This is a genomic window from Sulfitobacter sp. CB2047, from assembly GCF_000735125.2.
GTDB lineage: Bacteria > Pseudomonadota > Alphaproteobacteria > Rhodobacterales > Rhodobacteraceae > Sulfitobacter > Sulfitobacter pontiacus.
Window position 1 is genome coordinate 1815595 of sequence record NZ_CP072613.1, and the last position, 18689, is coordinate 1834283.

The window sequence follows — 18689 nt, forward strand, 5'->3', positions numbered from 1 at the left end:
GCGCTCCGGTAATTTGGACGCAGGCACCATCAGAAAAAGTCGATGGAGACCTGCATCAGCTGTTCGACCTGCGGCACGTCTTTGGCCAGACAGAACACAGCGATGACGTCACCTTCTTCGATGCGTGTCGTGCCTAGGGGGCGCATCACCTCGTCGCCCTTGCGAACCATGCCCATCAATGCCCCTTCTGGGAAATCAATGTCGGACACGCGTTTGCCCGCAATCGGAGAGGTCGATAGCACCTCGGCCTCGATCACCTCTGCCTCGGCGTCGCCGATGGAATAGACCGACCGCACCCGCCCGTGACGGATGTGCCGCAGGATAGAGCTGACGGTGGTGGAACGCGGGTTGATATAGGCGTCGATGCCCAAAGGCTCCATCAGCGGGACCAGCGTGGGGTCATTGATCAGCGCGATGACATAGGGGCAGCCTTCGGATTTGGCGCGCACGCAGGCCAGCATGTTGGTCTTGTCGTCATCGGTGATCGCCATCATCGCATCGGCGCGGCCAATGCCCGCTTCGGCCAGCAAGGACGCGTCCAGCCCGTCACCGTTAAGCACGATCGTCCGCTCCAACGCCTCGGCGGCGCGTTCCGCGATGCGGCGGTTCTTCTCGATCATCTTGGTGCGTACCCGCTTGCCGCGCGCCTCGAGGTTCTGGGCCACGGCCAGCCCGACATTCCCCCCACCCACAAGCACGACACGTTCAAGCTTGCTGGTGGTCTTGCCAAAAATCTCGAGCGTGCGGGGGATGTCATCGCGGTGGCAAAAGACATAGCAGGCGTCACCGACAAAGAGCTGGTCCTTGGATTCCGGCGCAAACAGCGTCCCGTCGCGGCGCACCCCGACGACAACAGCGCGCAGCGTCGAGAACAGATCGGTCAACTGTCGCAGCGGCGTGTTCACAACCGGGCAGTCTTCGTCGATCTGGATGCCGATCAGATGCGCCATCCCGTCCATGAACGTCTCTGTATCGAAGGCCGCCGGGGCCGAAAGCCGCTGCAACGCCGCATTCGCGACCTCTTTCTCAGGCGAGATTACAACGTCGATCGGCATGTGATCGCGACGATAAAGATCGGAATAGATTGCCGTCAGATAGGATTGGCTACGCAGTCGCGCGATCTTGCGGTTGATGCCAAAGACCGAATGGGCCACCTGACAGGTGACCATGTTCACCTCGTCCGAATGGGTGGCGGCAATGATCATCTCGGCATCGCGGGCACCGGCGCGGTCCAGCACGTCGGGGTAGCTTGCAAAGCCGGCGATCCCTTGCACATCCAGCGTATCGGTGGCGCGGCGCACCAGATCGGCGTTGCTGTCAACGATTGTGACGTCGTTGCGTTCGCCCGAAAGATGGCGGGCAATCTGCCACCCGACCTGCCCTGCGCCGCAAATGATCACTTTCATAAATGGGGTTCCTTTGGCGTGAAGCCTTGCCTTGCGTCACCAGCTGGGGCGTGCCCGCGTGACCCGTGATATGCCAGTGATTTGAATGACAGATGGCTATGCAAGGGTCAATTCAAATGTCAGACTTGCTTCCATAGCAAGACGGGGGCGCAAATGCGGAAAACGGCATTGATCATCTGGGGTGGCGTGGCACTGGCGGCCTGCGCACCGTTGAACACCTACTACAAGCCCGGCGCCACTGTCGCGATGGTTGAACGGCAGACCACGCAATGTCAGGTCGATGCCTTGGCGCAAGTGCCCGTGGCGCTTCAAACCGTGCGCACCCCGCCCCGTTTCATCCCGCCGCGCCGCGTCTGCCGGTCCGATGGCCGTTGCACTTCCCGCGCGGGATATTTCGAGCCCGGGCAAACCTATACGGTCGATCCCAGTGCCGATCTGCGCGAACGGGTTGAAACGCAGTGTATGGCGGATGCCGGCTTTGCGCCGGTGTCGATCCCGCAATGCCCCGCCGGCATCGCCAAGGCCGCGCCGCAGGGGCGCACGACCGCCCTGCCCGCGCTGACTGAAAACGCCTGCGTGATCCGCAATGACGACGGTAGTTTCCAGATCGTGACGCGGGGGTAGCGAACGGGGTCAGCTATCGGCTGCCCCGTCATCATCCACATGCGCCACCCGCGTGCCCGACTTGGCCGAGGTCACCACCCCGAGACTTTTGAGCTTCCGGTGCAGCGCCGACCGTTCCATGCCGACGAAATTCGCGGTGCGGCTGATGTTGCCGCCGAACCGGTTGATCTGGGTCAGCAGGTATTCGCGTTCAAACGCTTCGCGGGCCTCGCGCAGGGGCAAGGTCGCCAAAGCACCGGACAGCACCACGCGGCCCTCTTCATCGGTGGTTTCTTCCTCGCCCGGCAGCTCGCGCGCTTCGATCGGGCCGGTGCCGTCGCCAAGGATCAGCACACGTTCCACCAGGTTCTTGAGCTGACGCACGTTGCCCGGCCAGACCATCGTCTGCAACAACGCCTCTGCATCGCCCGAGAATTCGCGCAGCGGCAACCCCTGCGAGGCATTGAAGTCCGCGATAAAGTGGCGCGCCAAGACGGGAATATCCTCGCGGCGGTCCTCTAGCGACGGGACAGAGATCGGCACGACGTTGAGCCGGTGAAATAGTTCCTGCCGGAAGGTGTCCGCTTTAATCGCGGCGTCCAAGTCTTTGTTTGTGCTGGATATCACGCGTAGATCGACACGCACCTTGTCGTTGCCGCCGACGCGGGTGAATTGCTGGTCCACCAGGACACGCAGGATTTTCGATTGTGTCCCAAGCGGCAGATCAGCCACCTCGTCAAAGAAGATCACCCCGCCATGCGCCTGTTCCAGCAGGCCCGGCTCTACCCCACGGTCGGGGGTTTCGCGGCCAAACAACACTTCTTCCATGCGGTCTGGCGCCACACTGGCGCAGTTGACCGTTACGAAGGGGGCGGAGGCCCGGTTGGAATTGGCATGGATATAGCGTGCGGCGATCTCTTTGCCCGCCCCCGCAGGGCCGCGCAGCATCACCCGACCGTTCGATTTCGTGACCTTGTCAAGCTGCCCCATCAGCGTTTTGAAGGCGGTCGAGTTGCCGATCATATCGGTGCTCGCGACCTCGCGCCGCTTGAGGCTGTGGTTCTCGCGGCGCAGACGCGAGGTTTCCATCGCGCGGCGGATCACCACCATCAACTGGTCGATATTAAAGGGCTTTTCGATGAAGTCATAGGCACCCTGCTTGATCGCCGCGACCGCGATTTCGATGTTCCCATGCCCCGAGATGATGACAACAGGCACATCCGGATTGTCCCGCTTTACCGTTTTCAGAATGTCGATCCCGTCCATCCGGCTGTCTTTCAACCAGATATCAAGGATCATCAGCGCTGGCGGTTCCGCGTTGATGGCCGAGATCGCCTCGTCCGAATTGCCGGCCAACCGCGTGACAAAGCCCTCGTCTTCCAGAATGTCCGAAATCAACTCGCGGATGTCGCGTTCGTCGTCAACGATCAGGATGTCACTCATTATGGGTCTCCAGTTCTGGGGTTCCGGTGGGGGCAGCAAGGGGTAGCGTGATCACCGCCATTGCGCCGTAATGTGTTTCGCCCGCGAAGACCGGCGCGTTTTCCAACGACAACGTCCCGCCGTGTTCTTCGATGATCTTTTTCACGATGGGCAGGCCAAGGCCAGTCCCTTCGGATCGGGTGGTGACATATGGCTCGAACAGTCGCGCGCGGTCTTCCGGCAATCCGATGCCATTATCCGCTATGGTGATTTGTAGCGCCGTTTGGGTTGTGGTCAACTGCACCTCGATGCGCGGGTCTATGTCGGCCTCTGGGTCATTTTGATTACGGCTTTCAATGGCTTCGCCCGCGTTCTTAATCAAATTTGTTAAGGCTTGCGACAGCATTGTCTGGTCCACCCGCGCCAGTATCTCTTGTGTCGGCAGATTGGCGCTGATGGTCACATCGGGCTGGCCCGACTGCTGCAACACGACCGCATCCTGCAACACCTGAACGACATTCTGCACAGAGGTTTCAGGCTCTGGCATGCGCGCGAATTTGGAGAATTCGTCGACGATACGCCGCAGGTCACCAGTCTGGCGGATGATCACGCCGGTCATCTGGTCAAGGCTGGCTGCGTCGTCGGGCAGCTTGGGGCCGAACTTGCGTTTGATCCGCTCGGCGCTCAGCTGGATCGGGGTCAGCGGGTTCTTGATCTCGTGGGCAATGCGCCGCGCCACGTCGCCCCATGCGGCCATGCGCTGCGCGCTTACTAGATCGGTCACATCGTCAAAGGCCACAACATAGCCTTCTAGCCGCCCGTCTTCGCTGCGCCGTGTGGCGACGCGCACCAGCAGATTTTCCATCTGCCCCTGTCGCGAGACCTTGATCTCGCCCTGCGCGACCTCGTTCTGCCCTTTGACGACCGAATTGAACAGCGGGCCGAACTCCGGCACCGCAACAGAGAGCGCCAGCGATTGCTGGTCCTCGCTCCAGTCCAGCAGCCGCGCGGCAGAGCGGTTGACGAAGGTCACCCGCCCTTCGGGGTCCAGCCCCACGACGCCCGAGGTGACGGAGCTAAGCACCGAATCGAACAGGCGGCGGCGGCGTTCGATCTGGCGGGTGTTATCCAGCAACGTCTCGCGCTGGCCTTTCAACTGTTTGGTCATCTGGTTGAAGTAGCGGCCAAGCATGGCGATCTCGTCATCGCCTTCTTCCTCGCGGACCTGAACCTCAAGATCACCGGCACCGACCTGCTGCGCCGCGCCCGTCAACCGGCCCACCGGCCCTGACAGACGTTCGGCAAACCACAGCCCCAGCCAGACCGCTGCGAGAATCAGGATCACCGCAAAGCCCACATAAAGCAGCCCGAATTCGAACAGCAGCTTGCCGCGCTCGTTTTCAAGCTGTTGGTACAGCCGCACCGTCTCCTTGGTGTCGTCCAGCAGCGACAGGATTTTTCCGTCCACATCGCGGCTGACGTAAAGATAGCGGTCGACAAAGGCTTCCATCAGCACCAGCGCGCGGAATTCGTTGTTATCCCAATCCTCGATCACCAGCGGCGCGCCGTCGAGCTCTTGTGCCTCGCGGATCTGTTCGGGTGTCGGTTCTTCGAAATCGAACAGATAGGACCGGTCGCCGCGCGCGCGGATTTGGCCGGTGCCATCGATCATATAGGCCTCGCGCAAGCCGCGCTGGATCAGGCGTTGCCCGTCCGCCAAAAGCTGGGTGTCCGGCACATCAACGCCCTGCGTGCGCGCTTGATCAATCGCGCGGGCCAAGGCGATGGCATCTTCGCGCAGGTCATCGCTTTGCTCGTTCTCATAGGCTTCGGCGGCGGCCAGCGAATTGCCCACCACGGACCGCACCCGATCCGAGAACCAGCCTTCAAGCCCGACGTTGATCGTCAGCCCCGCGAAGATCGCAACACTCACCGTCGGGATCAGCGCCATCAGCGCGAACACCCCCGTCAGACGCAGGTGCAACCGAGAGCCCGCAGACTTCGCCCGCCGCGCCGCCACCAGCCGCGCGACCTCGCTCAACACAAGGGCGGCGACGAGCAGGATATAGACCAGATCGATCAGCAGAATGATGCGCAGGCTGGGGGTGTTTCCGCCCTGTTCAAGCGGGCCGAGCACCAAATAGGTGACAAGCGCCAGCACCGGCCCCAGAACGACAAGGCCCAGGGTCGCCAGATTGCGCACGCGCCTGATCCGGCGCAGGCGCTCAAGCCGCATAAGATAATAGCTGCGTGACCGGGTAAGCACCCGCTATCCTCACCGATGATGTGATGCACCTATGCATCAACCGCCCATTTTTGTGGTCCTGATCCGGCTTTGAGGCTAGATGGCCACGGTTATGTGGCGCTTTTACATCATTTTTCGACCGCGTGTCACCTCAATATCGAGGTCCGTGATCTTTTTTCTCAGCGTATTGCGGTTGATTCCCAGAAGGTCTGCACATTTCGCCTGATTACCAGCGGTTGCGGCAAGGGCGATCTCGATCAACGGGGCCTCGATCTCGCGCAGGATACGGGCATAAAGACCGGGGGGCGGTAGCATGGATCCGTGCTGGTCAAAGTATCGCTGTAGGTGACGTTCGACCGACGCGCCAAGCTTTTCGGTATTGGCCTGCGCGCGCAGCGGTTCGGGGTCGGGTTGCGCCCCCAGTACATGCTCTGCCTCGGATTGGGTGATTTCGGGCGCGCGGCTGGTCAGAGCGAGCTGCCGCATCGCATGCTCCAACTGTCGGACGTTGCCGGGCCATTGATAGTTGGCAAAGACTTTCGCCGCCCCTTCGGACAGGGCGCGCGGCGCGGTATTGCCGGTTTCGGACCGTTCAAGGAAATGTGCGGCAAGCAAGGCAATATCATCCACGCGGTCGCGCAGCGCGGGGACATGCAGCGTCGCCCCCGAGAGACGATAGTACAGATCGCGCCGCAGCGTGCCCGCCTTCATCGCGGCGGCCAGATCCGATTGGCTGGTGGCAAGGAACCGCGGCGCATGTTCACCGGGCGTGTCCATCATGCGTGCAATACGGGCCTGAATCTCTTCCGAGAAATCGCCGATCTCGTCAATCAGCAGCGTCCCGCCGCGGACCCTCGCCAAGACTCGTGTCGGGCCCTCAAGGTCTTGGAGCTCTGCCGAGGTGACGGTGACAAAGGGCAGGTTCCGCCGGTCCGAGAAATCGTGGATCGCCTTGCCAATCAGCGACTTTCCTGTGCCGGATTCGCCCCAGATCAACACCGGCAGATCCGTGTTCATCACCCGCGCCACCACGCGGTAGAGCGCCTGCATCACCGGCGTGCGCCCCACCAGCGGCAGATCATCCCGGTCCCCATCGCTGTCAGAGCTGGTCTGCGCCGGACGGCGGGCGGGCCCGCTGCGCTCTAGCGCGCGGGCGGTGCGTTTCATCAGGTCAGGCAGGTCGAAAGGCTTGGGCAGGTAGTCGTAGGCCTCCGCCTCTGCCGCCTTGATCGCGGTCATGATCGTGTTCTGCGCCGAGATCACGATCACGGGCAAACCGGGGCGGTCCTGCGCGATCTTGGGCAGCATCTCGAGCCCATTGCCATCGGGCATCACCACATCCGATATCACAACGTCACCTTTACCCTCGCCCACCCAACGCATCAGGGTGGTCAGGCTGGATGTCGCGTGCACCTTGCAACCCGCGCGGGTCAGTGCCTGTGTCAGAACGGTGCGGATTGTGCGGTCGTCATCAGCGACCAGAACGGTGCCATCCATCGTTAATTCTCCTGATCGGAAGCGGTATTTTCAATTTGGGTCTTATCGGCCCGTGGTAGTGAGATGCGGAACACGGTCTTGCCGGGCACAGACTCCACCGTGATCCAGCCGCCGTGGTCGGAAATGATCTTGCTCACCAGCGCCAGCCCCAGCCCGGTGCCGTTCTCGCGCCCGGATACGAAGGGTTCGAACACGTCAGCGCGGATCGCCTCTGGGAGACCGGGGCCGTCGTCGATAACTTCGATCTGCAAGGGCAACGATTGCGCCGTGCCGTCGGATCGGCGCATGCGGAACGAATGTTCATAATAGCTGTGCAACCGGATCGTCCCGCCCGAGGGGCCTGCCGCCTCTGACGCGTTCTTGATCAGGTTCAGCACCACCTGCAACAGCTGGTCCTTGTCGCCCAAGGCCGGCGGCAGCGAGGGGTCGTAATCCTCGATGATCTTCATGCGCGCGCCAAACCCCAGCAGCGCAGACCGGCGCGCGCGGTCCAGCGCGTCATGCAGGTTCACCGCCTTGCGTTCCGGCGGCATCAGGTTGCCGAATTGTTCGACCTGTTCCAGCAGCTTCACGATCCGGCGCGATTCCGCGACGATCAGGTCTGTCAGCTCCAGATCCTCGGTGCTGAGATTCATGCTGAGCAGTTGAGCGGCACCGGTGATCCCTGCCAGTGGGTTCTTGATCTCATGGGCCAGCATCTCGGCCATGCCGATGGCGGATTTGGCGGCGGATTTGACCGAATTATTCTGCGTCATCCGACCAGCCATCTCGCGGGGGGTGATCATCAGGATCATCTGCCCCGCCGCATCGATCAGCGGCGCGAAGTGCAGTGCGCATTGCACCGGCGGGCGCTGGCCGCTGCCGACATCCACATCGTTGACGAACAAGGGCGTGCCATTGTCGCGGGCGCGGGTGAACGCCTCTTCCAGAGGGGCATCGACGGCGATCATGTCCCACACCGGCACACCGCGCACGGATTTAGCGGAGGCGTTCAGAAAGCCTTCGGCTTCCGAGTTCAGCTCGGCGATCGTGTCGTCTGTATCGATCAGAATGGCGGGCACGGGCAGCGATGCGAAAACGGTATCCAGCGACATCAAGCGGCCTCCAACTGGTGGTCCGGCAGACAGGCGGACGGGATAAGACGGTGCACCTCGGCGGGGCTGGCCGCGGTCAGTACCGCGCGACGCAGATCAGCGGGGGTGTTGCTGGTGTCCATGTACCACCCCAGATGTTTGCGCGCGACGCGCAGGCCGATCACCTCGCCATAGAACCGGATGATCGCCTCGTAGTGGTCGGATACCATGCGCGCGAAATCGGCACCCTGCGGGATGACCGGTGCGGGCGCGCCGAACAGATCATGGGCCACTCGAGCCAGCAGCCACGGTTTACCTTGGGCACCGCGCCCGATCATCACACCGTCCGCCCCCGACTGCGCCAGCGCTTGTCGCGCGGCATCGGTGCTGATGATATCGCCATTGGCAATCACGGGAACAGAGACCGCCTGTTTGACACCCGCAATCGCGGCCCAATCGGCGGAGCCCTTATAGAACTGGCAGCGCGTGCGCCCGTGGATGGTGATCATGGTGATCCCCGCCGCTTCGGCCCGCGCGGCGATCTGTGGCGCGTTCAGCATATTGTCGTCCCACCCCAGCCGCGTCTTGAGCGTGACGGGCACGTTCACCGCGTTCACCACCGCCTCGATCAGCCGAAGCGCGTGGTCGGGCGTTTTCATCAACGCAGAGCCGGAATAGCCTTGGGTCACCTTCTTGGCAGGGCAACCCATATTGATGTCGATCACCCGCGCGCCCTGACCTTCGACCATCCGCGCGGCCTCGGCCATGGGGGCGGCCTCGCGTCCTGCCAGCTGTACCGCAGTGCCTTCGACGCCAAGCCCCAGTTCGGCCTTTTCGAGCGTCCCGGGGCGGGCGTTGATCATGTCGACGCTGGCCACCATCTCTGACACCACCAACCCTGCGCCAAAAGACGCCACCAGTGTGCGGAACGGCAGATCGGTGATCCCCGCCATCGGAGCCAGCAAAACAGGCGGGTCGAGTTTGAAGGGCAGATCCGAGAGATCCAAACGCTTAATCCTTGTGCAATTGCCTTTGGTTTACCGAGGGGTGGGCCGAAACTCAATCAAACCAAAAGCTTTTGCTGGTGAGAAACTGACCTATTGCCTAAAATTTAGGCATGGGGCGCGGACGATTGCACAGGCCGCTTTGCAGGCTTAGAACGGGGGCAAGTTTATCAAAGGGGGCGCGCGATGGCGTCGACACCGAAAATCGCAGCGCTCATCGTGGCCGCCGGACGGGGCACCCGTGCGGGGGGTGCCGTGCCCAAACAATGGCAGCCGCTGTGCGGGAAACGCGTGATCGACCACACGCTTGCGGCTTTCCAGCGGCATCCGCAGGTCGACCGGATCATCATCGTATTGAACGCCAGTGACATGGCAGAGGCCGACGGGTTCACCTACCAAGGCTGTCTTGTCGCCGAAGGGGGCGCGGATCGTGCAGCATCGGTGCGCAACGGTCTGGCGCTGTTGGGGGATGCGGATCTGGTGCTGATCCATGACGCCGCCCGCCCCTGTGTCACGCCGCAGATCATCGACGGTGTGATCGACGCGCTGGCCACAGATGCCGCAGCCGCCCCCGGCCTGCCTGTCACCGACGCGCTTTGGGTCGCCGAAGACGGAGCCGTCGCAGGCACGCAGGACCGCACCGCGCTTTATGCCGCACAAACCCCGCAAGGCTTCGATGCGGCCACGATCCGCGCCGCCCATGCCGCCTTTGAAGGCATCGCCGCCGATGATGTAGAGGTCGCCCGCGCCGCCGGTGTTGCGGTTGCCATCACCCCCGGCAGCGTCGATAACCTGAAAATCACGGTGCCGGGCGATTTGACCCGCGCCGCCCGCATATTGGAGTCTTCAATGGATATTCGCACCGGCAACGGGTTTGATGTACATGCTTTCGGTCCGGGGGATCACGTCACACTTTGCGGCGTTGATATCCCGCATGATCAGGGGCTGGTCGGCCATTCCGACGCCGATGTCGGTATGCATACGGTCACCGATGCGATCTATGGCGCGCTGGCTATGGGCGACATCGGCCAGCATTTCCCCCCGTCTGACCCGCAGTGGAAAGGGGCGCAAAGCCATATCTTTCTGCGCCATGCCGCCGATCTGGCGCGCAGCGAAGGGTTCACCCTGACCCATGTCGATTGCACGCTGATCTGCGAATACCCCAAAGTGGGGCCTCATGCCGCAGAGATGCGCCGCGTGATGGCGGATATCCTGTCCATTGAGGAAAGCCGAGTGTCGGTCAAGGCGACGACCTCGGAACGTTTGGGGTTTACCGGCCGCGGCGAAGGCATCGCCTGCATGGCCACAGCAACATTGGTGAAACTATGACTTTGGCAAAGCTGATCGCGACCGTTCTGGGGGTGGGTTACATCCGCCCTGCTTCGGGCACATGGGGGTCGCTGGTCGCGCTGCCCTGGGCCTGGCTGCTCCATGTCATCGGGGGGCTGCCGCTGTTGATCGCAGGCATCGTGCTTACCTTTGCCGCAGGTTGGTGGGCCACCGCACGCATGACCGCGGGAAGTGCGGATCATGATCCGTCGGAAATCGTGATCGACGAGGTTGCAGGCCAATGGGTCGCGCTGCTGCCGCTCAGCTATGCCAGCTGGACGATGGATATGAACATCCTTGTGATGTGGCCCGGCTGGATCGCGGCTTTTGCCCTGTTCCGTCTGTTCGACATCTGGAAACCGCTGATCATCGGCTGGGCCGACCGGCGCGGCGATGCGCTTGGCGTGATGCTGGATGATATCTTTGCAGGTATTTTCGCCCTGCTGGGGGTGATCGCACTGGCCGTGCTGTATCACGTGTATCTCTTTGCCTGATTTGCACGCCCTTCTGGACCGCGCCCGCACGCGCGAGGTCATGATCGCCTGCGCCGAAAGCTGCACGGGCGGCATGGTCGCCGCCGCCCTGACGGACCTCCCCGGATCCTCCGCGATCTTCGACCGAGGGTTTGTCACCTATACCAATGCCGCCAAGATCGACCTGCTTGGCGTCAGCCCTGACACACTCACCGCCCACGGCGCGGTGTCCGAGCAGGTCGCCCTTGAAATGGCGCGCGGTGCCTTGGCAAGATCTGGCGCGCAGATCGCCGTGTCGATCACCGGCATCGCAGGCCCCGGCGGGTCAGAGCATAAGCCCGAAGGTCGCGTCTGTTTCGGCCTCGCCACGGCGTCCGGTATCACCACCCAAACGCAAGAGTTCGGCGCATTGGGCCGCGATAAAGTCCGCCGCGCTGCCCGCGATTTCGCCTTGGGGCTGATTTTTGAAGCGATTACATAACGCCCGCAAAACAGGCGGCATGGCTAAATTGCTGCCTAAATATGTGGCGAATGTAGAAATGCCCGTTTAATCACCGGCTTTGCCCACTTTTTAACTTTTGTCACGCGCGCACATCCGTTTCACCCGTCTGCAATCAAAAACCTTTCGGGAGGAAACCAAGATGAACGCAGCTGATACGGCCTGGATCATGACCGCCACGGCCTTGGTCCTGTTCATGACATTACCGGGGCTCGCGCTCTTCTATGGCGGCCTCGTGCGCAGCCGCAACGTGCTGAGCGTTTTCATGCATACCTACGGCGTCGCCTGTCTGATGAGCGTGCTGTGGTTCTTCGCCGGATACTCCATCGCCTTTGGTCCCGACACATCGGGCCTCTGGGGCGGCTTGGGCAAGATCGGCCTGTCGGGGGTCACTGCTGACAGCCTGTCAGGCACCCTGCCCGAGATCCTGTTCTTCGCCTTCCAGATGACATTCGCAGTGATAACCCCCGCGCTGATCGTCGGTGCCTATGTGGAGCGTATCGGCTTTGGATTCGTAATGCTCTTCTCGGGTCTCTGGATGCTGCTATGCTACGCGCCCGTGGTGCATTGGGTCTGGGGCGGCGGTTTCCTGGCCGATGGTGGCATCTTTGGCGAGGTCGGCGTGCGCGATTTCGCGGGCGGCATCGTGGTGCATGAAACAGCCGGCCTCGCGGCGCTGATCCTCGCCGTCTTCCTTGGTCCACGCCTTAACCACAACACCCCGCCGCATAACCCGGGATTCGTGATGATCGGGGCGGCGATGCTCTGGGTCGGCTGGTTCGGCTTTAACGGCGGCTCGCAACTGGCCGCAGACGGAGGTGCGGCGATGGCGATCACGGTGACCCATATCTCTGCCGCCACCGCCTCGCTCACCTGGGCGCTGTGGGAGCGGATCAAATTCGGCAAGGCCTCTCTGGTCGGCATCGTCACAGGCACCATCGCGGGGCTGGCCTCCATCACGCCTGCGTCGGGCTTCGTCGGCCCTTGGGCGGCGCTGCTGATCGGCGCGGTTGCCGGGATCCTGTGCCAGGAAGCGGTCGTCTTGATCCGCAACAAGGCCAAGATCGACGACACGCTTGATGTATTCGCGGTTCACGGCGTGGGTGGTATCTTCGGCACCATTATGATCGCGGCCCTCGGGGCGGGGTCCTGGGCCGCACAACTGGGGTCGCTGGCGATTGTCGGTGTCTATACCACGGTGGTGACCGTTGTGCTGGTGCTGGTCTGCAAGGCGATCACGCCGCTGCGTGTCAGCAAAGAGGTCGAGGTCAACGGGCTTGATCTGTCCGTCCACGGTGAACGGGCCTATGATCTAAGCAGCTGATCCGGAACCCAAAGACCCACACAAAGGCCCCGCATTGGGGCCTTTGTTGTCTCGGGTTGTTCTTACACGCTCGCCCCATAGAGGGCGGCCGCGCGTTTTTCAAAGGCCCGCACCACCCGCTGCATCGCCTCGTTAAAGACGACGCCGATGATCTTTTGCAAAATCGCGTTCTTGAATTCGAAATCGACGAAGAAATGCACCTTGCAGCTGCCGTCGCCATTATTCTCGAACGCCCAGTTCGATTTCATGTATTTGAACGGGCCATCCAGATATTCGGTGTCGATCTTCTTGGCCTCTGGCCACAACACCACGCGGCTGGTGAACCGTTCGCGAAACACTTTGAAACTGATGACAAGATCGGCGTCCATCACCTCGTGATCCCCCTTATCCTCACGGCTTTTGATCCGCGCGGCGGCGGTCCAGGGCAAGAAATCTGGGTATGACGCCACATCGGCCACCAGATCATACATCTGCTGGGCGGTGTAGGGCAGTTCGCGGGTCTCTGAATGGGTAGGCATTGATTTCCATCTGTCATGAAGTTAGCCCTTATGAAATCCTATCTCCCCCTTTTTCAAGGTAAAACCCATGACGACGCGACCTTATGTCATCGATGAAATGATCTCGGCCAAGGCAATCGCCGCGCGGATCGAAACCCTTTGCCGCGAAATCCAAAGCGAATTCGCAGGCACCGAAAAGCTGACAGTGGTGGGGCTGCTGCGCGGTTCTTTCGTGTTTATCGCCGATCTGGTGCGCGAACTTGACCTCCCGATCGAGGTCGATTTCCTCGAGGCCTCCAGCTATGGAGATGGCATGGAAAGCAGCAGAGAAGTGCGTATCCTCAAAGACTTGCGCGGCGCAATCGAAGGGCGCGATGTGTTGGTTGTCGAAGATATCGTCGACACGGGCCACACCCTGCATCACGTGCGCAACCTGCTGATGTCGCGCGACCCCGCACGGCTGAAAACCATCGCCCTGCTCGACAAACCCAGCCGCCGCGAGGTGGATATGAAGGCCGATTGGATCGGCTTTGAAATTCCGGATGAATTTGTTGTGGGCTACGGCATCGATTTCGCACAGCGCGACCGCAACCAGCCCTTTATCGGCAAGGTCCGTTTTACATGAACGTCGCTTGGCTGATGCGGATGAAACGGTGGGTGCAGCACCCGCCCTCGGCGGGCCGCGTCAAATTCGTCTTTGCTGTGGTCCTGGCCGGCGCGCTGATCTTTGCCGCAGAATACTTTGGCTACTGGCCCGAATGGGCCACGACTCAACGGATCAAAAACCCGTTCTAACCTTTCCAAATGGATGTAAATCCCGGGGAGTTTGAGGGGCAGCGCCCCTCATTATATCGCGTGAGTTTGAGGGGCAGCGCCCCTCATTGTACCGCGTGAGTTTGAGGGGCTGCGCCCCTCAAGATCAATGCAACACAGTTACCCCAGCTTGGCCAACCGCGCCGCCTGCAGCCGCGCAAAGTCATCCCCTGCGTGGTAGCTCGACCGCGTCAGAGGCGTCGCAGAGACCATCAAGAACCCTTTGCCATAGGCCGATTTTTCATAGGCGGCGAATTCATCGGGATGCACAAACCGGTCCACCGCGTGGTGCTTTGGTGTCGGCTGCAGATATTGCCCGATGGTCAGAAAATCGATGTCTGCCGCGCGCATGTCTTCCATGACCTGCATAACCGACTGACGATCCTCGCCCAGACCGACCATGATGCCGGATTTGGTAAACATCGTCGGATCAAGTTCCTTGACCCTCTGCAACAGACGCAGCGAATGGAAATACCGCGCCCCGGGGCGGACCTCGGGGTAGAGGCCGGGCACTGTTTCCAGATTGTGGTTAAACACATCCGGGCGCGCCTCGACCACGGTTTCCAGCACTTTGGGATCACAGCGGATGAAATCGGGGGTCAGGATTTCGATCGTGGTGCCCGGGGACCGTTTGCGGACGGCGCGGATGGTCTGGGCAAAATGCTCTGCCCCACCGTCTTCGATGTCGTCGCGGTCCACGCTGGTGATCACGACGTGGTTCAGCCCCAGTTTGGACACCGCATCGGCCACACGCCCGGGTTCAAAGATGTCCAGCGCTTCCGGTGGGCGCCCTGTCGCGATGTTGCAGAAGGTACAGGCGCGGGTGCAGACCTCGCCCATGATCATCATGGTGGCATGGCCCTGCGACCAGCATTCGCCCACATTCGGGCAGCCCGCTTCTTCGCAGACAGTCACCAGTTTGTTCTCGCGCATGATCTTTGCGGTATCCGCATAGCCTTTGCCACCCGGCGCCTTCACCCGGATCCACGACGGCTTTTTCGGCTGTGGATTGTCGGGGCGTCGGGCCTTTTCAGGGTGGCGCTGCTCGGGGATTTTCAGGTCTCGCATGATCAGGCTCCGTTTGGAATACGCCCCTTATGTAGTCGGTTCGCGCGGCGCATGAAAGAGGCAGTTGTCATCTGCGGGGCAGCCATGCGGTGCGCGCCGATCCGGATCCGCCGCCTAGCCGATCATCGCGCTCCCGGGGCCAAGCGTTTCCGCATAGTGTTTGCGCAGCCGCATCAGGGCGATACGCAGAACGATCTTTCCCGACCGTGCTGACCAGCCAAGGCGCTTTTCCGTGGTTTCCAACCCTTCCAGATAGCAGCAGCACCGCAGCACAATATCAGACAGCCCCGGCCCCAGATCCGCCAGCGCCGATCCCACCCGTGCCCGGGCTGCAGAAGGTGCGCTGCCTTCAAAGCTGACGCTGTCGCCCTGCCCGCCCGGTGCCAGAAACCGGTCCCAGTTCTGCGTCACCGCCTCGCCCATTTGCGCCAGTTCAAAATCCTCGCGCAGGCGCTCTCCGGCTTGGACGAGACTGTCGGACAGAAATGGCGCGCCCTTTGCGTCGCGTCTGCGCGCGAGCGCGGCCAACGGGCTTTCTGCCAGAGTGTAGCGCAAGCGCCGCGCTGTCTTCTGCCGCGCCCCCTCTGGCAGCGGCGGCGCAGGGGCAAAACTGGTTTGGGCTTCGGCAAAACCGTCCTGTGCGCCCTGACCCAGCATCTCTTCCAGCGCATGCCGTCCGGCCGCGGTGATGTGATAGCGCAGGATGCGCCCCTCGCCATCACTCGCGATCCAGCCGTTAAGCGCCATCGCCTGCGCGACACAGCGGTCGACCACGGCAGTCCGCGTCTGTGCGCCATCCGGACCACTGCGCACGACAACGGCTTTGTCCATCTCGGCTGCGACCGCCAGCAGCGCACCGGTTTCGCACAAGCGCCGCAAGATGCGCTGCGCCTCGCTGCTCAGAGTTTCATCATCGGGCATCATGGGGGGTGAGGTGTCATTCATCGCGGCGGGCTCCTGCATGGGGTGGGTTTCAAAACGGCTGACCTGCCCCAGCAGATCAAGGGCGTCGTCCACCAGCGGATCATCGCGCCGCGTTTCCAGCCGCCGGATCTGGCGCAGGATGGTAGAGGCGTGACACTCAGCTGATCGCGCCAGCGCCCGGATCGGCTGGCCCATCTCCACATGCGACACATAATGCCGCGCGGCATCCGGCACCCATCCGGGCAATCCACGCCGGTCCGGCGGCGTATTCAAAACTTGGGTCATGCGGTCTCCTTTCTTCAGGCGGCGCGGTTATCCACAGCCTTATCCACAATACCAAAAGGTTAATTGGTTATGGATTTGTTAATATTTATCGATACAACTCATAATTGTTTCCAAACGGTAAACAGTCGTAACCGCGACGCACGCTGACCCAGCCACGCGAGCAACACCAGTATCCTGCGTGAAATCCTGCCCATGAGCGGCCATGCGTTTGCATGCAGCCGCAGTCAGCAAGGATTTGATTTTATGCAAGATATTCTAGCGCGTCTTCGCGGTATTCGCCGTCCCGCCATATTGGTGCAGGCAGGCTCCATCGGGGCCCGCAGCTATCGCCGCGGCCCGACCCTGCGACGGATACTGGGGAAAGCGTCCCCACCGCGCAGCGGCGTGGTGCTGGTGCAGCTGATCGATATAGAGGCAGACCTGAACGCCAGACGTAAAAAGACGGACGCAGGCTATAACCTGGTCCGTCATATAGAGGTGATGATCGCCCTCATTGCCGAGGCCGCGATCTTGCGCGAAACTCTGCGAGATGCGGCTACATAAAGCTGTCAGGCTCCGCCGCCTTGCGTTCCGCGACAAAGGCATCAAGCGCCGCACGCGTCTCGGGGTCCATAGGCGGTTGCACATAGTCGCCCAACAGCTTTTCGACCCGCGCCGCCGCCAGCGACTGGGTATCGCGCGCGCCCTCATCTGACCATGTTTCAAATGGCTTGTAGTCCAGCAGATCGGATTTCCAGAAGGCTTCCTTAAAGTTGGCCTGTGTGTGTGCGCATCCCAGATAATGCCCGCCCGGACCAACCTCGCGGATCGCATCCAGCGCTTGCGCGTTTTCGTCAATCTCTACACCGCGCGCCAAATGGTGCAACGCGCCCAGTTGATCGGCATCCATCACAAATTTCTCGAACGAGGCGACCAGACCGCCTTCGAGCCAGCCACAGGCGTGGAGCATAAAGTTCACCCCCGACAAAAGCCCCATGTTCAGACTGTTCGCCGTCTCATAGGCTGCTTGCGCGTCGGGCAGTTTTGACCCGCAGAACGAACCCGAGGACCGGAATGGCAGGTTCATCCGCCGCGCCAATTGCCCCGCCCCATAGGTAATATGCGCGGCTTCCGGCGTGCCAAAGGTCGGCGCACCCGAGTTCATGTCGATCGAGGTCACAAAGGCCCCGAAAATCACCGGCGCGCCCTTGCGGATCAGCTGGCTATAGGCGATGCCGGCCATGACCTCGGCCAGAACTTGCGTCAATGTCCCTGCCACGGATACCGGTGCCATCGCGCCGCCAACGATAAACGGCGAAATGATCGACGCCTGATTGTTCTCGGCAAAGACCTTCAGCGCCCCCATCATCACATCATCAAACGTCATGGGCGAGTTGATGTTCACCAGCGACGTCATCACCGTGTTCTGGTCGACGAAATCCGCACCGAACAGAATCTTGCACATGTCCACGGAATCCTGCGCGCGGCTCGGTTCCGTGACGGATCCCATGAAGGGTTTATCGCTTAGCGTCATATGCGCATGGAGCATGTCCAGATGGCGCTTGTTGACAGGCACATCGGTGGGCTCACAGACCGTGCCGCCGGAATGGTGCAACCACTTGGACATATAGCCAAGCTTCACGAATTTGTTGAAATCTTCCATCGTGGCATAGCGACGGCCCCCGGCGGTGTCACGCACGAAGGGCGGGCCATAGACCGGGGCCAACACCAGATTGCGCCCGCCGATCTCGACGTTGCGCGCGGGGTTGCGCGCGTGTTGGGTGAACTGCGACGGCGCGGTCTTGCACAGCTCGCGTGCCAGCCCGCGGGGGATACGCACGCGGTCACCGGTCACATCCGCCCCGGCCGCGCGCCACAGCGCCAGCGCCTCGGGATTGTCGGGAAAGTTCACGCCGATCTCTTCCAACACCGTATCGGCGTTATACTCGATGATCTGCAGCGCCTCTTCGGTCAGCACCTCGTAGTTGGGAATGTTGCGTTCGATGTATTTCGCTGTCTCGAAGGACACAGCCGAGCGTGCCGCCCGACGTGCCGCACCGCCACCACCGCGCCCGCGTCTTGCTGATTCCGCCATGAGGTCTTCCTTTCCGCCAAAACTGACGCCTAGCTACCCCATTCACGCAGCGGGCTTTACGCGGTTTACGGCCTTAGAGGTCAAAAACCGACATCATGATCCGCCGACCCCTTCATTTTGCCAAAATAAACTCCGGGGGTCTGGGGGCTGGCC

At 61.5% G+C, this 18689-nt stretch carries 18 protein-coding genes; 8 read left to right on the top strand and 10 right to left on the bottom strand.

Features of this window, described 5'->3' with window-relative positions; genetic code table 11:
• Window positions 1–29: 29 nt before the first annotated feature.
• Entirely contained in the window at window positions 30–1406 is a 1377-nt protein-coding gene (trkA, locus tag IV89_RS08975) for a Trk system potassium transporter TrkA (RefSeq protein ID WP_005853494.1), read from the bottom strand.
• A gap of 153 nt (window positions 1407–1559) precedes the next feature.
• Between trkA and IV89_RS08980 the strand changes: the two genes are divergently transcribed.
• Entirely contained in the window at window positions 1560–2030 is a 471-nt protein-coding gene (locus IV89_RS08980; protein WP_037944260.1) for a hypothetical protein, read from the top strand.
• Between the two features lie 9 nt (window positions 2031–2039).
• Here IV89_RS08980 and IV89_RS08985 read toward each other — a convergent pair whose 3' ends face one another.
• The 5 genes from IV89_RS08985 to dusB all read right to left on the bottom strand — a co-directional run bounded on the left by IV89_RS08985 (window position 2040) and on the right by dusB (window position 9253).
• Window positions 2040–3452, bottom strand: a complete 1413-nt coding sequence (locus IV89_RS08985; RefSeq protein WP_037944259.1) for a sigma-54 dependent transcriptional regulator — start codon at window positions 3450–3452, stop codon at window positions 2040–2042.
• Window positions 3445–5667: a PAS domain-containing sensor histidine kinase gene (locus tag IV89_RS08990; protein WP_037945021.1), complete on the bottom strand. Its 2223-nt coding sequence runs from the start codon at window positions 5665–5667 to the stop codon at window positions 3445–3447. The genes IV89_RS08985 and IV89_RS08990 overlap by 8 nt, the downstream gene beginning before the upstream one ends.
• 132 nt (window positions 5668–5799) lie before the next feature.
• Window positions 5800–7173, bottom strand: a complete 1374-nt coding sequence (locus IV89_RS08995) for a response regulator (RefSeq protein ID WP_005853488.1) — start codon at window positions 7171–7173, stop codon at window positions 5800–5802.
• A 2-nt stretch (window positions 7174–7175) separates the two neighbouring features.
• The gene (locus IV89_RS09000) at window positions 7176–8267 is read right to left on the bottom strand and encodes an ATP-binding protein (protein ID WP_005853487.1); all 1092 of its coding nucleotides are present in this window, start codon (window positions 8265–8267) and stop codon (window positions 7176–7178) included.
• Window positions 8267–9253 (bottom strand): tRNA dihydrouridine synthase DusB, encoded by a 987-nt coding sequence (gene dusB, locus IV89_RS09005; protein ID WP_037944258.1) that lies wholly within the window; start codon window positions 9251–9253, stop codon window positions 8267–8269. The genes IV89_RS09000 and dusB overlap by 1 nt, the downstream gene beginning before the upstream one ends.
• A 183-nt stretch (window positions 9254–9436) precedes the next feature.
• On the opposite strand from dusB, the gene IV89_RS09010 reads away from it, so the two are divergent.
• The 4 genes from IV89_RS09010 (at window position 9437) to IV89_RS09025 (ending at window position 12875) form a co-directional block, all read left to right on the top strand.
• Window positions 9437–10579 carry a bifunctional 2-C-methyl-D-erythritol 4-phosphate cytidylyltransferase/2-C-methyl-D-erythritol 2,4-cyclodiphosphate synthase gene (locus IV89_RS09010; RefSeq protein WP_037944257.1) on the top strand — a complete coding sequence of 381 codons (1143 nt, stop codon included), beginning with the start codon at window positions 9437–9439 and terminating at the stop codon, window positions 10577–10579.
• Window positions 10576–11073, top strand: a complete 498-nt coding sequence (locus IV89_RS09015) for a phosphatidylglycerophosphatase A (protein ID WP_005853484.1) — start codon at window positions 10576–10578, stop codon at window positions 11071–11073. Before IV89_RS09010 ends, IV89_RS09015 begins: the two co-directional genes overlap by 4 nt.
• Window positions 11066–11533 carry a CinA family protein gene (locus tag IV89_RS09020; RefSeq protein WP_037944256.1) on the top strand — a complete coding sequence of 156 codons (468 nt, stop codon included), beginning with the start codon at window positions 11066–11068 and terminating at the stop codon, window positions 11531–11533. Before IV89_RS09015 ends, IV89_RS09020 begins: the two co-directional genes overlap by 8 nt.
• 160 nt (window positions 11534–11693) lie before the next feature.
• A complete protein-coding gene (locus IV89_RS09025; RefSeq protein WP_037944254.1) occupies window positions 11694–12875 on the top strand; it encodes an ammonium transporter in 1182 nt (393 codons plus the stop codon).
• Window positions 12876–12937: 62 nt separating this feature from the next.
• Here the strand turns inward: IV89_RS09025 and IV89_RS09030 are convergent, their stop codons facing one another.
• Window positions 12938–13393, bottom strand: coding sequence for a type II toxin-antitoxin system RatA family toxin (locus IV89_RS09030; protein WP_037944252.1), 456 nt, complete (start codon window positions 13391–13393; stop codon window positions 12938–12940).
• A gap of 67 nt (window positions 13394–13460) precedes the next feature.
• Between IV89_RS09030 and hpt the strand changes: the two genes are divergently transcribed.
• Both hpt and IV89_RS09040 read left to right on the top strand, forming a co-directional pair.
• Window positions 13461–13997, top strand: a complete 537-nt coding sequence (gene hpt / locus IV89_RS09035) for a hypoxanthine phosphoribosyltransferase (RefSeq protein ID WP_037944251.1) — start codon at window positions 13461–13463, stop codon at window positions 13995–13997.
• The gene (locus IV89_RS09040; protein WP_005853479.1) at window positions 13994–14167 is read left to right on the top strand and encodes a hypothetical protein; all 174 of its coding nucleotides are present in this window, start codon (window positions 13994–13996) and stop codon (window positions 14165–14167) included. Before hpt ends, IV89_RS09040 begins: the two co-directional genes overlap by 4 nt.
• 138 nt (window positions 14168–14305) lie before the next feature.
• On the opposite strand, the gene lipA is transcribed toward IV89_RS09040, so the two are convergent.
• Window positions 14306–15253 (bottom strand): lipoyl synthase, encoded by a 948-nt coding sequence (gene lipA / locus IV89_RS09045; protein WP_005853478.1) that lies wholly within the window; start codon window positions 15251–15253, stop codon window positions 14306–14308.
• A gap of 114 nt (window positions 15254–15367) precedes the next feature.
• Window positions 15368–16462: a DUF6456 domain-containing protein gene (locus tag IV89_RS09050; RefSeq protein WP_051843958.1), complete on the bottom strand. Its 1095-nt coding sequence runs from the start codon at window positions 16460–16462 to the stop codon at window positions 15368–15370.
• A gap of 243 nt (window positions 16463–16705) precedes the next feature.
• Between IV89_RS09050 and IV89_RS09055 the strand changes: the two genes are divergently transcribed.
• Entirely contained in the window at window positions 16706–17005 is a 300-nt protein-coding gene (locus tag IV89_RS09055) for a DUF6477 family protein (RefSeq protein WP_037944250.1), read from the top strand.
• On the opposite strand, the gene IV89_RS09060 is transcribed toward IV89_RS09055, so the two are convergent.
• The gene (locus IV89_RS09060; protein ID WP_037944248.1) at window positions 16998–18536 is read right to left on the bottom strand and encodes a trimethylamine methyltransferase family protein; all 1539 of its coding nucleotides are present in this window, start codon (window positions 18534–18536) and stop codon (window positions 16998–17000) included. The genes IV89_RS09055 and IV89_RS09060 overlap by 8 nt on opposite strands.
• Window positions 18537–18689 lie beyond the last annotated feature (153 nt).

Coding starts and splice junctions, on each gene's coding strand:
- trkA (WP_005853494.1), bottom strand. CDS start 1,406: ATGAAAGTGATCATTTGCGGCGCAGGGCAGGTCGGGTGGCAGATTGCC.
- IV89_RS08980 (WP_037944260.1), top strand. CDS start 1,560: ATGCGGAAAACGGCATTGATCATCTGGGGTGGCGTGGCACTGGCGGCC.
- IV89_RS08985 (WP_037944259.1), bottom strand. CDS start 3,452: ATGAGTGACATCCTGATCGTTGACGACGAACGCGACATCCGCGAGTTG.
- IV89_RS08990 (WP_037945021.1), bottom strand. CDS start 5,667: ATGCGGCTTGAGCGCCTGCGCCGGATCAGGCGCGTGCGCAATCTGGCG.
- IV89_RS08995 (WP_005853488.1), bottom strand. CDS start 7,173: ATGGATGGCACCGTTCTGGTCGCTGATGACGACCGCACAATCCGCACC.
- IV89_RS09000 (WP_005853487.1), bottom strand. CDS start 8,267: ATGTCGCTGGATACCGTTTTCGCATCGCTGCCCGTGCCCGCCATTCTG.
- IV89_RS09010 (WP_037944257.1), top strand. CDS start 9,437: ATGGCGTCGACACCGAAAATCGCAGCGCTCATCGTGGCCGCCGGACGG.
- IV89_RS09015 (WP_005853484.1), top strand. CDS start 10,576: ATGACTTTGGCAAAGCTGATCGCGACCGTTCTGGGGGTGGGTTACATC.
- IV89_RS09025 (WP_037944254.1), top strand. CDS start 11,694: ATGAACGCAGCTGATACGGCCTGGATCATGACCGCCACGGCCTTGGTC.
- IV89_RS09030 (WP_037944252.1), bottom strand. CDS start 13,393: ATGCCTACCCATTCAGAGACCCGCGAACTGCCCTACACCGCCCAGCAG.
- hpt (WP_037944251.1), top strand. CDS start 13,461: ATGACGACGCGACCTTATGTCATCGATGAAATGATCTCGGCCAAGGCA.
- IV89_RS09040 (WP_005853479.1), top strand. CDS start 13,994: ATGAACGTCGCTTGGCTGATGCGGATGAAACGGTGGGTGCAGCACCCG.
- lipA (WP_005853478.1), bottom strand. CDS start 15,253: ATGCGAGACCTGAAAATCCCCGAGCAGCGCCACCCTGAAAAGGCCCGA.
- IV89_RS09050 (WP_051843958.1), bottom strand. CDS start 16,462: ATGACCCAAGTTTTGAATACGCCGCCGGACCGGCGTGGATTGCCCGGA.
- IV89_RS09055 (WP_037944250.1), top strand. CDS start 16,706: ATGCAAGATATTCTAGCGCGTCTTCGCGGTATTCGCCGTCCCGCCATA.
- IV89_RS09060 (WP_037944248.1), bottom strand. CDS start 18,536: ATGGCGGAATCAGCAAGACGCGGGCGCGGTGGTGGCGGTGCGGCACGT.